We start from the raw sequence: 12,398 nt of genomic DNA, 5'->3' as shown, positions 1-12,398 counted from the left end.
CAATGGAAGAAGGAGCAGCTTCTATGTTGCGAGTAGAAAATATCAAGCACTCTTTTAAGACCGGCAACGAATGGACCCCCGTGCTTCACGATATCAGCTTCAATGTAAAGCAGGGTGAAATGGTTGCCCTGCTGGGCAGTTCCGGCTCCGGGAAATCTACAATGCTGAACCTGATGGCCGGCCTGATGAAGCCGACTGAAGGCCATATCTTCATTGCGGATCATGATATTGTTAAGATGGGAGAAAACAAGCTTTCCGTGTTTCGCCGCAAGCATATCGGATTTATCTTTCAGGCCTATGAGCTGATCACCAGTCTTACTGTGCGCGAGAATGTGGAGCTGCCGCTTGTGTTCCAGTCCGTCTCGCCATCGATCCGTAAGCAAAAGGCGCTTGCGCTGCTGGAGCAGGTCGGCATTCCGGACAAAGCTGATTTATTTCCTTCCCAGCTGTCCGGTGGCCAGCAGCAGCGGGTAAGTATTGCCCGCTCGCTGATTACGGAGCCATCGGTCATCTTCGCGGATGAGCCGACAGGGAATCTGGACTCCAAGACTGAGGATGAAATCATCGACATCCTGCTTAAGCTCAACCGGACGATGAACACTACTTTTATTGTTGTCACGCATGAACATGAGGTAGCAGAGCAAATGCAGCGCATCTTTTCCCTGCGGGACGGTTATTTAATTACCGAAGAGCAAAAGGCGGCAGAAGCGGAACCTCAAGAGGAGGAGACGCAGTGAAGATCAGAGATATAACCCGTATGGCCTGGGATCAGGTCAAACGGCGCAAGGTGGTTACCGGACTGTGTATGACCGGACTTTCCATCGGTTGTGCAGCAATCATTGTTGCGCTTAGTGTTGGACAATCCGCACAGAACTATATGACCGATGAGGTCAATCGCAGTTTTAAAATGGATGAAATTATGGTCTCTCCAGGCGGCGGTATCCCCTCGCGTGGCGGCGGAGGCAGCAGTAAGGCTCCTGCCGAAACAAACGAGAACCTGAATCCAGGTAAGCTGACGGAGCAGAAGCTTGAGATTATCCGTGGTCTGGATCATGTAGTCGCAGCCGCGCCGTTTCAAGATGTCGGCTACCTGCAGATTGTCACGGTCGACAACAAAATAGGCGATGCCAGAGTCATTGCAACAGACTTAGAGATGCTGAATAAGTACGGCCATACCTACAAACAGGGAGGGGGCTCGAATCTCCCGGGTATGACTGTGCTGAATTATGGGGCAACACTCGGCCTGATTGACAATGAAACCCGTACGAAGCTTTATGAGCGTCTTTCGGCAGATCCTTTTAACCAGGAATTAAATGCTCAATACACCAGTATGACCCTGCTCCCTTCAGAAATGTATAGGCAGCAGCTACAGATACAGGCGCAGGACTATAGCAGCGCGTCAGGAGCCATCAAGCTCAGCTCACCGCTGCAAGTAGGGGGCATCCTGGCTAATCCGACGGGGACTAGCGATGAACGTGCTTCCTATGACAAGATTATGTATATCTCTCAGGATACTGCGGTTCAACTCGGGAAAGAGCTTGCTTTTGACAATATGTCGGTCATTAATGTGCCTGAGGAAGGCAGCTACAACTCAGTGACGGTTAAGGTGGACGACGTTGAGAACATTAAGCAAGTAGAACAAATGATTCAGAAGCTGTCTTTAACGACCAGCAACAATCTGTATCAGATGGATATGCTTAAAGAGCAATTTGATACAATCAAAATGGCAGCGCTTGGAATAGGTGTTTTTATTCTAGTCATTGCTTCCATTTCCATTATTGTTGCCATGACCATGTCCACCCATCAACGCAGACGGCAGATTGGGATTATGAAGGTGCTGGGCGCGAATATGAGGCAAATCCGCAATATGTTCATCACGGAAGCTGCACTGCTGGGGCTTTTGGGCGGATTATTGGGCGTTCTCTTTTCCTACCTGATTGTAAATGGTCTCAACAAGCTTGTGGGTACAGCTGGTGATGGTATACATTTCTTTATTCCGGAAACGAACCTTCCCATCGGGCTTGTATTTGCGATTATGACAGGTGTGCTGTCGGGGATCTATCCGGCGATCAGCGCTTCAAGAACAGATGCGCTTACTGCTATTAAGCGGGACTAGCTATTTTTAAATTGAAAGGACGCCGAACAATGAAGAGGATAATTAAAAAGACCCTGAAGTGGCTCATTATTGCGGCCATCGTGGGTGTCGGGGGATATCTGCTGTTCACCAAAGTGATCAAAAAAGAAGAACCCCAGATGGTGATGGAGCCTACGCAAGCAATCAGCTTTCCGGTTACTCAGGAGACCATAACGAGTTCTGTTCAGGTGAAGGGGAAATCACAGTATCAAGAGGAGACTCTGGTCTATGCTCCTTACGCTTCAAAGGTTACAGCGTGGAAGGTGGAGAACGCCGGCCAGGTGAAAAAGGGCGATGTGCTGTTCACTCTGGACCAAAGCACATTGCAAAACGAAATTGCCACCACGGAGGCTGCCATTCGCAAAGCGCAGCTGGAGGGGGAACTGAATTCATTCGTCAGCCAACAGGACGCGGAAACTGCAGCTCCAATCGGAACTGAAGCGGAGCGGCTCAAAGCGCTGGCGGCCCAGGAAACGGCACGCATGAATGAGGAATTGAATCAGGTCAACGCAGGTATTCAAGAGCGGGAGCTGGCGGACAAAAGGAATAAGCTCAAAACGGCGATCTATCATGCGCCTGCAACTGGCATTTTCCTGTATGACAGCAGCAAAGAACGGCCGCAGATGGTGACGGACAATCAGTACATCGGTAAGATTGTTGATCTGAGCAAGCTTGAATTTATTGCGCAGGTCGGGGAACAGGACATCTTCCGCATCAAAAAGGGCATGAAGGTTCAGGTCAAGATGACTGCAATGAAAAATCTTACGCTTAAGGGTGAAGTGACCGAGGTATCGAAATTCGCCACTACAACCAGCGGACAGAACTCGGCAGCAAATCAGGTGCCGCAATTTGAGGTGGTTATTTCTCTCCAGCCGGATGAGCATTTAATCGGCGGCCTCAGTCTTAGCGGCGAAATTGAGACGTTGCGTAAAGAGAAAGCCACGGTAGTCTCCAGCATCGCTGTTATGCATGAAGGTGATCTGGCGTATGTAATGCTGGATAAAGGAAATGAGCAATATGTACGGCAGGAAATCAAGGTCGGAATGGAAACTACGGACAAGACAGAAGTTCTCTCTGGACTAAAGGCCGGGGATAAAGTAGTTATTCAGTAGTTAAAATAACGGGCAGTCTGTTGATATAACAACAGGCTGCCCGTTTAGCTTGTCGAAGGCTGTTGAGAGAGTCTCAACAGCCTCTTTGTTTACTTGGTAAGCGAACTTCGCCAGCTTGTGATATCCTGGTTCAGCTTTCTCAGATCGGGTACGGCTGTCGGCTGGTCGGTCAGACGGTATTTGTCCTTCAGTGCAAGAATGCGGTAGACACTCTCATCAATTCGTGACTCCTTGATGGTGCCGCTTTGGACACTGGCCAGCAGCGCTTTCCGAACCGCTTGCTCATTCCCGTATTCATGGGCGACAAGAAGGATATCACTGCCCGCCTGTACGGTATCGACAGCTGCGGCAGCCAGCGTGTAGTGCTCGGTGATGGCACCCATTGTGAGGTCATCGGTAATGACTACTCCCTGAAAGCCCATCTCTTCACGCAGCAGCTTTCCGATAATGGACCTGGACAAAGAAGCAGGCTTATCAGAATCAAGCTCCGGAAAAAGAATGTGCGCAACCATTACCGCATCCGCATTCTCCTGAATGGCCGCCTCGAACGGCTGCCATTCCAGTTTGGCCAGTTGGGCAGCAGTTTTGTTCACGACCGGCAGTTCCAGATGGGAGTCGACGGATGTGTCGCCGTGACCGGGGAAATGTTTAACAACCGGCACAACGCCTTCACTGGCGATTCCTTTCATCTCAGCGATTCCTAATCTGCTGACGAGGTCGGCAGTGTTTCCGAAGGAACGGTCGCCGATTACAGGATTATCGGGATTGCTGTTTATATCCAGCACAGGGGCAAAATCCATATTAAACCCGGCTGACAGCAGCTCTCTGGCGAGCAGCTTGCCCATCGTTCCGGCAGCACCGGAATTGTCGGCTGCGCCAACGCTCCCGTTCGACGGTATTGTGGCATATTCATCAGGCATGCGGCTGACTTTTCCGCCCTCCTGATCTACGCTCATGAACAGTGGAACCGGATTCTCCGCGTTGCTCTTCTTCAGGTCATTGATCAGGCTGACCATACCCTTCAGGTTGCTGATATTATCTTTATACAGGATAATTCCGCCGATCTTGTCTTCGGCAATCATTCTTTTTGCCTGGGCGTCCAGCGTGGTGCCGTCAATGCCGACCAGGAGCATTTGCCCGATTTTCTCCTCCAGTGTCATATTTGCCAATTTGCTCTCAAATGTATCGCTGCCGCTGGCCGCTGATTGCATGGGTGTCGCTGTTGCAGTTGCTGTCGCTGTCGCTGTTGCGGAAGGTGATGCGGTTATGTAGTCCGTGGGAGAAATAATTCCTGTCTGCACATTGGTGTTTCCTGCGCATCCGCTGATGGCAAGCAAGCCGGTAAGTACGGCAGTCACAGGAAAGAGTCTGCTCCAGTCTCGCGGGGTGAAGTGCCGGTATTTCAGCCAAATCATTTTCATTTGCAAATATTCTTCCTTTCGTTTGCCGATTCACTGGCATGGATGATAAGATGGAGGAGACTTTACATAAGGCTTGTTTCAAGCAAATTACTCTAAAGGACGAGGTGAGGGACCCATGAAGGAAGAATTAATGAATACATTGAATGAGCAGATGAATTTTGAATTTTATTCTGCTCACGTTTACCTGGCGATGGCTGCTTATTGTTCAGGTGAAAGTCTGGACGGTTTCGCCAACTTTTTTCTGGTACAGGCCGAAGAAGAACGGTTTCATGCTATGAAAATTTACAAATTCCTTAATGACCGTGACTATCGTGCTACGCTCGCTGCCTTACCGGAGCCGAAGAACGAATATACATCCATGCTGGATGCCTTTGAACATGCCTATGCCCATGAACAGCAGAATACGCGGAAATTCTACCATCTGGCCGACCTGGCGCTGGATGCACGTGAGCACGCGACCATCTACTTCCTCAAGTGGTTCATTGATGAGCAGGTGGAGGAAGAGGCACTGTTCAGCAATATTATCGCCAAGCTGAAACGGATTGAATCCGATAGCAACGCTTTCTACATGCTGGACGCCGAGTTTGCGGCACGCTCATTTACTCCGCCTGCAGAATAATTGCTTAATGTAAGAGCAACCGCCCTACCATAGTTTAGCAGAAAAGGGATCTGTCTTATAGGACAGGTCCTTTTTTTGCGTTTATCGTGTGAAGGGTGAGAGCCCGCAAAGCCTTTCTGTATAAGAGAATAATTCCGGTTCCCGACACCAATCACTGTCTGATGTTGAACTAGGGCAAACAATGTTGCGCATTGCAAAACACTTCCTGCTTCCCAACTCTATTTGGCAGGGTTAACTAATGCGCCGCCCGGCAACACTGTTTCTCTAGACCCACCCGGATGTCAGCGTGTAGTATAGAACAATACTATTGTTTGGAGGTTCTTTTTTTTGGAAAACTACAGCGACATTAAACAAAGTGAAAAAGGGGCCTGGCTCAGTTTATTTGCCTACATTCTTTTATCCGCCGTCAAATTGTTCATTGCAAGTGTCTCAGGTTCCCAAGCACTGCTTGCAGACGGATTGAACAATAGTACGGACATCATTGCGTCTCTCGCCATCCTGACAGGTCTTAAGATTTCCCGGAGACCTCCTGATTCCAATCACAGCTACGGGCATTTCAGAGCGGAAACGGTAGCCGCATTGATTGCTTCTTTCATTATGATTGCCGTAGGGTTGCAGGTTCTGTATCAGGGTGTCAACAAATTTGTCCAACCGGTGCTGGAGACGCCAGATCTTATCGCTGCCTGGACGGCTGCGGGTTGTGCGTTAGTTATGCTGGCTGTTTATGCGTACAATATCAAGCTTGCCCGTGAACTCAAAAGCAATGCCATGCAGGCGGTAGCTCAGGATAACCGTTCGGATGCACTCGTAAGCATAGGCGCTTTTATAGGGATTATCGGTTCACAGTTTGGAATTCCCTGGCTCGATCCGCTGACTGCGACGATTGTTGGGCTTCTGATCTGCAAGACAGCCTGGGATATTTTCCGCAAGGCAAGCCATGATTTAACGGACGGCTTTGACGCAAGCGAACTGGAGCTGATGAAGCAAACCGTTGCCCAAATCGATGGTGTAGAATCGATAAAAGATATTAAAGCACGCATTCATGGCAACAATGTGCTGGTGGATACAACCGTGCTGGTGAACTCGAAGCTGAACGTGGTGCAGAGTCATGATATTACGGAAGAAATTGAAGACCAATTGAAGGACCGACACCAGGTTTCCAATGTGCTTGTACATATAGAGCCGCTGTAAATATAGAATGGATTCCAAAGTCTGATATGCCCGGCGAAAGCCGGAGCAGTCAGGCTTTTTTTGCAATATAGCCTACGTGCAGAACCCTCATTGTAGCGCATTGCAATTTCCTGCATGAACACTCTAATGCTTGACTTATACCTCTTGTATATGTATATAATAACATTATGATATTAACAAAAAGATAATAATTAAATCCGCAGCTGCAAAGGAGTTTGGCTATGTCAAAACAACCGGTCACTGACCGCAACGGTATAACCGAGGAACAATTCCTAAAAACATATGATGCTGGAATGTATGAACGTCCATCCGTAACGGTCGACATGCTGATTTTTACCGTGATGGAACGGGAACAGGATAATTACCGGAAGCTTTCCGAGAAATCACTGCAGCTGCTGCTGATTCAACGGGGCGAACATCCTTATTTGGGACAATGGGCGTTGCCTGGCGGTTTTGTCGGTGTACATGAAAGCCTGGATGAAGCGGCACGCCGGGAATTGTTCACAGAAACGAATATAGACAATATCTATATGGAACAGCTGTATACCTGGGGAGAGGTGCAGCGCGATCCGCGGATGCGGGTTATCAGCTGTTCCTATATGGCTCTGGTTGATCGTACCGCACTGAATGTGCAGGCGGGGGATGATGCGGCTGATGCTGCCTGGTTCGAGGTATCACATGAGATCCTCGAAGCAAGCCGCAGAGAGCTGGAGCAAGGATATGAGCAGGACCAATTCATCAAGATCACTCTGCAAAGTGATAAGGTGACTTTATCAGGAGTGGTCAAAATTACCGAATCCGTTCAAGGCCATGTCAGCAAGATCCAACGTGAGATCGTGCAGAGTGAAGGCTTCGCTTTTGATCATTTGATGATGGTTCAATATGCGATCGAACGCCTGCGCGGCAAGGTTGAATATACGGATATTATTTTTAATCTGATGCCGCCCCTGTTCACTTTGTCGGAGCTTCAGCGTGTCTATGAAATCATTCTGGGCAAAGAGCTGCTGGCCGCCGCCTTCCGCCGGAAGATTGCTGACCGTGTGATGGAAACTGAGGATTTCACCAGGGATGCCGGACACCGGCCCTCTAAGCTGTACCGATACAACATGAACCGGGCTTCCAATCAATGATATGAGGAGAGAGTAAGATGGAGAAATTCACCTATTTTTACCGCAGTGGCTCACCATTCTCACAATGGTATCCCTGCCGTTTCACGGTGGGAGAGCTTCACTTTAATAGCACTGAGCAGTATATGATGTACAGTAAGGCACAATTGTTTAAGGATGAAGAGCTGGGATTGAAAATCTTGCGGGCCACAACCCCCAGAGAGCAGAAGGCATTGGGGCGTCAGGTGAGAGGTTTCGACAAAACCATTTGGGAACAACACTGCAAAGAGATTGTCTATCAAGGAAACTGGGAGAAGTTTATTCAGAACGAGGACCTGCTGCAAGCGCTGCTGGATACGAAAGGCACCACGCTGGTAGAGGCCAGTCCGACGGACCGGATCTGGGGTGTGGGCTTAACGGAAGAGGATCCGAGGATACGAAGAAGAACTACCTGGCGCGGCACCAACTGGCTGGGGGAAATCCTGACGAATCTTCGCGAGGAGTTTACTCGCTCTACTATCTAATCGTTAGATAGATTACCAGTACAAGCAGACCAAAAGCTGCCATCCAGGACAGCGGGTGATTAGGATTTAATCCCCAGCCGAGCCCTGACGATTTCGGAACAAATATACGTTGCTTTGGAGCTTTTTTGCTGAACATATCGTGCACCTCTGTCCTCTGAGATTTATTTCCTGTAAATACTGAGATAAGTATTGATCTTTTAGCGAGAAATTGCAATAACTTCTGATACGCAGCCTTCAGGCTATATAGAATGAACTTATATACATTAAGGGAAAAATGCGGAGGGGAATTTTGGAACTGTAGGAGCGATAGCGACCGCCTGAAAGCTTTCCGTAGGAAAGCTCTCTTCGGAAGCATAACCAGTCACCGGATTTCCACCGCAAATAGCGGGTTAAATCAAGAAATTCTTACGACAACAGCGGCCGGAAGTCCAAACATTCTCTGTAGTCACGGCCAATCCCAAAATAGAAGAATTATAAGTTCAATCAATATAGCGTTTTTTTGCGTCAACCCAAAAGAAATTTGTTACATATTGTCGTGTGATGTTGTTAACAGAACTTTCTTGCGGAAATGTGGAGAATTAGATATGTCTCTAAATATGCAAATTATGGTAAAGGGTAAGGTGAGTGAGTACATGATTGAATGGAAGGATTCATATGATATCGGCGTGGAGAAGATTGACTGCCAGCACAGACAGCTGCTTGTGAAGCTTAATGAATTTTTTGATGCTTGCACGAACCAGAAAGGCAAAGAAAAGATTGAAGAAACACTGAAATTCCTTAAGGACTATACCCTTGAGCATTTTGGCAATGAAGAGCAGTTGATGTCAGAGATTGATTTCCCTGAGCTTGCCGAGCACCAGAAGACTCATGCCGAGTTCGTGAAGACCGTGCTTGAACTAGAAGAAAGCATAAAGACCAAGGGCGTATCCGTACTGTCCACAATCAAACTGAACCGCACCTTGACGGACTGGTTGATCAACCATATCCACAAATGTGACAGGCTGATCGGTGATTGCATTGCCGCCAAAGGCAATAAGGCTGTATAACTTACATAGATAGATCATGAAGATGCCGCAGGGCATTTTCTTTTTTATGTTGCTTGACTGTTGGGAGGTAGACCCTCTCATTTATTATAATGCTCCGGCACAGTTTATACTCGGCTAATACTTTATGATATGATTTGAGGTAGAACGTATAGATATGAGCTGTACGCTAAAGGAGTGGTTGAATGAAAATACTGCGCATGCTATTTTCCGGAGCTGGAGTGCTGCTTGTATTGGGATTGGTTAATTTCTACATCGGTCTTCATCTCTGGGTTTTACTGGAGAATTGGCTGCCGGGTATTTCAGCAGGTGCCTACTGGACGGTGTTTATGGTTATTGCTTTTGCCTATATGATCGGAATGGTGCCCTGGCCAAAGGCTGTGAAACCGGCTGCCAGATTCTTCAAAGTGATCGGGTCCTACTATTTGGCCTGCATGGAGTTTGCGGTAATTGTGCTGCCGTTGACTGATCTGCTCTATTGGGTGCTGGGACTTATGGGGGTTAACCGTTCGGCATTTACTTATGAAGCAGGAGCGACGCTGGTTCTGTTACTGGCTATCTTCCTCATCTGGGGTTCACGGAATGCCTGGAGCACTATTGTACGCACTCATCCGATCAAAATTGATAAATCCATTGGAACAAGCGCACCCCTTACAGTAGCCGTTGCTTCGGATTTGCATCTGGGGAATATTGTAGGCAACCGTCATTTGCGCAAAATGGTCACCGAGATCAACAACATGAAGCCGGATGTTATCCTGCTGGCCGGAGATGTGCTGGATGACAGTATCGAGCCGTTTATCCGCAATGGAATGAGTGAACAGTTAAAGCTGCTTAAAGCCCGTTATGGCGTGTATGCCGTACTGGGAAATCATGAATATTACGGCGGCTCGATCAAAGAGTATACTGAGCTGATGGATAGCATCGGTATCAAAGTTCTGCAGGACGAAGTGGTGGAAACTGCGGGCGTCTATATTGTCGGCCGGAAAGATAAAACCGCGGAAGCTATGGAGGCAGGCGGCAGACTTAGTGTCTCTTCGTTGCTGGAAGGTCTGGATCTCTCCCGTCCTGTAATCATGATGGACCATCAGCCTACCGGTTTTGACCTTGCAGCAAAGGCAGGGGTGGATATTCTGTTATCCGGACATACACACCGCGGACAGATTGCGCCTAATCACTGGATTACCAAACGCCTCTTTGAGCTGGATTGGGGCTATCTGCTTAAGGAGAAAATGCATGTAATCGTCTCCTCCGGCTATGGCACCTGGGGGCCGCCGATCCGTCTGGCCAGCCGCTCCGAGCTGATCAAGCTGGAAGTTTTGCTGGAGGGCAGCAAACAGTACAGTGAAGAACCGCTGTCTTCACAGACAGTGCTTATTTAAGCTGTACCTGAATTAAACATTAAACATTAGACATTATATAGATTGAACTTGAGAATTACATGCAGTCACGACCAATCCCAAAATAGAACCCCTGCGGCTTCAATGGAGTAGCTGCGGGGGTTAATCATGTCTAAGGAGTGTTAGTCTTGAAATACATAGAATTTGGAATCGGCAACCGGTGGATAGTCAGAACGGAAACAGAATTGGAGGATGGAACGGAGACGGAGCAGCAGGGGATTATCCGGCCGATCCATTTCCATTCGCTGTACCTGAGGATATGGATAGGGAAGACTGTATTCGTTGCTGATCTTAAAGAAGGCTGCAAAAAAGCAAGGAAGAGCAGAAGTAAAATCAAAATAGTTATCGGAATCAGCAGTTATTAGAACTGTTATAGGATTGACAGATGCGGTAGATTCACGTACATTGAAGTAGTTAAGTTATTAACTAATTGGAGCTGAGCGGAATTTATGGACGACGATCTACAAAGATATGTAATGGAGCAGCCGCTATACACGGAGGCATTCTTCACATTGGTTGAGGCAACTGCGAATGTCGTAGCGGTATCCGAGAAATACTGGCAGAATCAGGGTCTGAACGGAGCGCGTATCCGTGTTCTGGTGGAAATCGCCAAGCACGGCGGAACTATGCTGCCCTCGGTTCTTGCTGAGAAAATTGGCGTGACCAAAGCCAATATCAGCCTGCTGCTTTTGCCGCTGGAGAAGAACGGATTGATCAGCCGGGCAAGCCATGCTACGGACGGCCGGAAATCGGTCATTTCGATCACAGGTAGCGGACGCGCACTGCTGAAAGAGCATCTTCCGGAGAACCGTCAGGCGGTTGCCGAAGTCATGAAGCGGCTGGATGAAAAGGAACTGCTGGAGCTGATGTCATTGCTGCACAAACTGAACCGCTCTATATAAATTTGGAGGTATAAAGCGACCGGTGAAATTCTCATCTTAACATTAATCTGATAGTAGAGATACGTAACATTTTTTTGCTTATATAGTTAATAGCTTAACTAAATTCCGTGAACCAAAGAGAGGGTGCAAACCGATGAAGACTATGATTACGGGAGCAACTGGCCAATTAGGACGCCTGATTATTGATAATCTGCTGCTAAAAATGCCACAGGAGCAGATTGTTGCAGGTGCCCGCCATCCGGACAAAGCTATAGAACTACAACGTCAAGGAATAGAAATACGTTATGCCGATTATGATGTCCCGGAAGGGCTGGAAGCTGCATTCCATGATATATCCCAACTGCTGCTAATTTCAAGCTCACATACTGATGACGGCATTCGCCTTGCCCAGCATAAACGGGTTATTGAAGCAGCAGTCAAAGCAGGCGTTTCGCATATCCTCTATACCGGCTTTGCCTTCCCGCAACAACAGGTTAATGTTGCTTCCGGCAATGTCCATACGCTTACAGAGCGGGTGATTCTGGATTCCGGCCTAGAGTACACCTTTCTCCGCAATGCATTATATATTGATTTCGTGAATGTGCTTGGATTAAAAGAAGCTATCCGCAGCGGTGAGCTGATTACACATCCGGGGGATTTTCGGTTCAACTCCATTCCACGCGAAGATTTGGCCCTGGCTGCATCCGCCGTTCTTGCCGGCTCCGGGCACAGCAATCGGATTTATGAGCTGGCTGCACCACATACGTGGAGCTTCAGTGATCTTGCAGCAGCGCTGACATCGCTGGCAGGCAAGCCGATAACACATCGGGAGGATGCCGGCGTTCAGCACTGGATTTATTCTTTTCTGAAGAAGATTGATACGGTCTCTACTTCGAATGACCTGGAACAATTAATGGGGCGGAGCATCACTTCGCTGCAAGACAGTATAGTGCCTTTTGTTTAGTCTATA

The 12,398-nt window shown here is 48.1% G+C and carries 14 protein-coding genes; 12 read left to right on the top strand and 2 right to left on the bottom strand.

What is annotated here, in order from left to right; translation table 11 throughout:
* Window positions 1-23: 23 nt before the first annotated feature.
* The 3 genes from NYE29_RS28445 to NYE29_RS28435 are packed head-to-tail and all read left to right on the top strand — an operon-like array spanning window position 24 to window position 3,246.
* Window positions 24-737: an ABC transporter ATP-binding protein gene (locus tag NYE29_RS28445; RefSeq protein ID WP_076109300.1), complete on the top strand. Its 714-nt coding sequence runs from the start codon at window positions 24-26 to the stop codon at window positions 735-737.
* Entirely contained in the window at window positions 734-2,116 is a 1,383-nt protein-coding gene (locus NYE29_RS28440; RefSeq protein ID WP_076109301.1) for an ABC transporter permease, read from the top strand. The genes NYE29_RS28445 and NYE29_RS28440 overlap by 4 nt, the downstream gene beginning before the upstream one ends.
* Before the next feature lie 29 nt (window positions 2,117-2,145).
* Window positions 2,146-3,246: an efflux RND transporter periplasmic adaptor subunit gene (locus tag NYE29_RS28435; protein ID WP_340898489.1), complete on the top strand. Its 1,101-nt coding sequence runs from the start codon at window positions 2,146-2,148 to the stop codon at window positions 3,244-3,246.
* Window positions 3,247-3,335: 89 nt separating this feature from the next.
* Here NYE29_RS28435 and nagZ read toward each other — a convergent pair whose 3' ends face one another.
* Window positions 3,336-4,667 (bottom strand): beta-N-acetylhexosaminidase, encoded by a 1,332-nt coding sequence (gene nagZ / locus NYE29_RS28430; RefSeq protein WP_340898488.1) that lies wholly within the window; start codon window positions 4,665-4,667, stop codon window positions 3,336-3,338.
* A 115-nt stretch (window positions 4,668-4,782) separates the two neighbouring features.
* On the opposite strand from nagZ, the gene NYE29_RS28425 reads away from it, so the two are divergent.
* The 4 genes from NYE29_RS28425 to NYE29_RS28410 all read left to right on the top strand — a co-directional run bounded on the left by NYE29_RS28425 (window position 4,783) and on the right by NYE29_RS28410 (window position 8,107).
* On the top strand, window positions 4,783-5,286 hold the full coding sequence (locus tag NYE29_RS28425; protein WP_038591439.1) for a ferritin: 504 nt from the start codon (window positions 4,783-4,785) through the stop codon (window positions 5,284-5,286).
* A 327-nt stretch (window positions 5,287-5,613) separates the two neighbouring features.
* On the top strand, window positions 5,614-6,477 hold the full coding sequence (locus NYE29_RS28420) for a cation diffusion facilitator family transporter (RefSeq protein WP_038591441.1): 864 nt from the start codon (window positions 5,614-5,616) through the stop codon (window positions 6,475-6,477).
* 221 nt (window positions 6,478-6,698) lie between these two features.
* Window positions 6,699-7,607, top strand: a complete 909-nt coding sequence (locus tag NYE29_RS28415) for an NUDIX hydrolase (protein ID WP_340898486.1) — start codon at window positions 6,699-6,701, stop codon at window positions 7,605-7,607.
* A 17-nt stretch (window positions 7,608-7,624) separates the two neighbouring features.
* Window positions 7,625-8,107, top strand: coding sequence for an NADAR family protein (locus NYE29_RS28410; RefSeq protein ID WP_340898485.1), 483 nt, complete (start codon window positions 7,625-7,627; stop codon window positions 8,105-8,107).
* Here the strand turns inward: NYE29_RS28410 and NYE29_RS28405 are convergent.
* Window positions 8,100-8,243, bottom strand: coding sequence for a DUF5808 domain-containing protein (locus NYE29_RS28405; protein ID WP_179091680.1), 144 nt, complete (start codon window positions 8,241-8,243; stop codon window positions 8,100-8,102). The two genes, NYE29_RS28410 and NYE29_RS28405, sit on opposite strands and share 8 nt — an antisense overlap.
* A gap of 496 nt (window positions 8,244-8,739) precedes the next feature.
* On the opposite strand from NYE29_RS28405, the gene NYE29_RS28400 reads away from it, so the two are divergent.
* From NYE29_RS28400 to NYE29_RS28380, 5 genes are all read left to right on the top strand, one after another.
* Window positions 8,740-9,153 carry a bacteriohemerythrin gene (locus NYE29_RS28400; RefSeq protein ID WP_083675487.1) on the top strand — a complete coding sequence of 138 codons (414 nt, stop codon included), beginning with the start codon at window positions 8,740-8,742 and terminating at the stop codon, window positions 9,151-9,153.
* Window positions 9,154-9,335: 182 nt separating this feature from the next.
* A complete protein-coding gene (locus NYE29_RS28395) occupies window positions 9,336-10,529 on the top strand; it encodes a metallophosphoesterase (protein WP_076109305.1) in 1,194 nt (397 codons plus the stop codon).
* 146 nt (window positions 10,530-10,675) lie between these two features.
* A complete protein-coding gene (locus NYE29_RS28390; protein ID WP_340898481.1) occupies window positions 10,676-10,912 on the top strand; it encodes a DUF3977 family protein in 237 nt (78 codons plus the stop codon).
* Window positions 10,913-10,996: 84 nt separating this feature from the next.
* Window positions 10,997-11,449, top strand: a complete 453-nt coding sequence (locus tag NYE29_RS28385; protein WP_076109307.1) for a MarR family winged helix-turn-helix transcriptional regulator — start codon at window positions 10,997-10,999, stop codon at window positions 11,447-11,449.
* Window positions 11,450-11,582: 133 nt separating this feature from the next.
* Window positions 11,583-12,392 carry an NAD(P)H-binding protein gene (locus NYE29_RS28380; RefSeq protein ID WP_076109308.1) on the top strand — a complete coding sequence of 270 codons (810 nt, stop codon included), beginning with the start codon at window positions 11,583-11,585 and terminating at the stop codon, window positions 12,390-12,392.
* Window positions 12,393-12,398 lie beyond the last annotated feature (6 nt).

It is taken from the genome of Paenibacillus sp. FSL M7-1046 (assembly GCF_038007405.1).
Classification (GTDB): domain Bacteria; phylum Bacillota; class Bacilli; order Paenibacillales; family Paenibacillaceae; genus Paenibacillus_AQ.
This window is presented reverse-complemented; position numbering and strand designations above follow the sequence as displayed.

What these genes read in the sequence shown, in the direction of transcription:
- NYE29_RS28395 (WP_076109305.1), top strand. Translation starts at nt 9,336, where the DNA reads ATGAAAATACTGCGCATGCTATTTTCCGGAGCTGGAGTGCTGCTTGTA.
- nagZ (WP_340898488.1), bottom strand. Translation starts at nt 4,667, where the DNA reads ATGAAAATGATTTGGCTGAAATACCGGCACTTCACCCCGCGAGACTGG.
- NYE29_RS28415 (WP_340898486.1), top strand. Translation starts at nt 6,699, where the DNA reads ATGTCAAAACAACCGGTCACTGACCGCAACGGTATAACCGAGGAACAA.
- NYE29_RS28405 (WP_179091680.1), bottom strand. Translation starts at nt 8,243, where the DNA reads ATGTTCAGCAAAAAAGCTCCAAAGCAACGTATATTTGTTCCGAAATCG.
- NYE29_RS28385 (WP_076109307.1), top strand. Translation starts at nt 10,997, where the DNA reads ATGGACGACGATCTACAAAGATATGTAATGGAGCAGCCGCTATACACG.
- NYE29_RS28410 (WP_340898485.1), top strand. Translation starts at nt 7,625, where the DNA reads ATGGAGAAATTCACCTATTTTTACCGCAGTGGCTCACCATTCTCACAA.
- NYE29_RS28380 (WP_076109308.1), top strand. Translation starts at nt 11,583, where the DNA reads ATGAAGACTATGATTACGGGAGCAACTGGCCAATTAGGACGCCTGATT.
- NYE29_RS28425 (WP_038591439.1), top strand. Translation starts at nt 4,783, where the DNA reads ATGAAGGAAGAATTAATGAATACATTGAATGAGCAGATGAATTTTGAA.
- NYE29_RS28435 (WP_340898489.1), top strand. Translation starts at nt 2,146, where the DNA reads ATGAAGAGGATAATTAAAAAGACCCTGAAGTGGCTCATTATTGCGGCC.
- NYE29_RS28445 (WP_076109300.1), top strand. Translation starts at nt 24, where the DNA reads ATGTTGCGAGTAGAAAATATCAAGCACTCTTTTAAGACCGGCAACGAA.
- NYE29_RS28400 (WP_083675487.1), top strand. Translation starts at nt 8,740, where the DNA reads ATGATTGAATGGAAGGATTCATATGATATCGGCGTGGAGAAGATTGAC.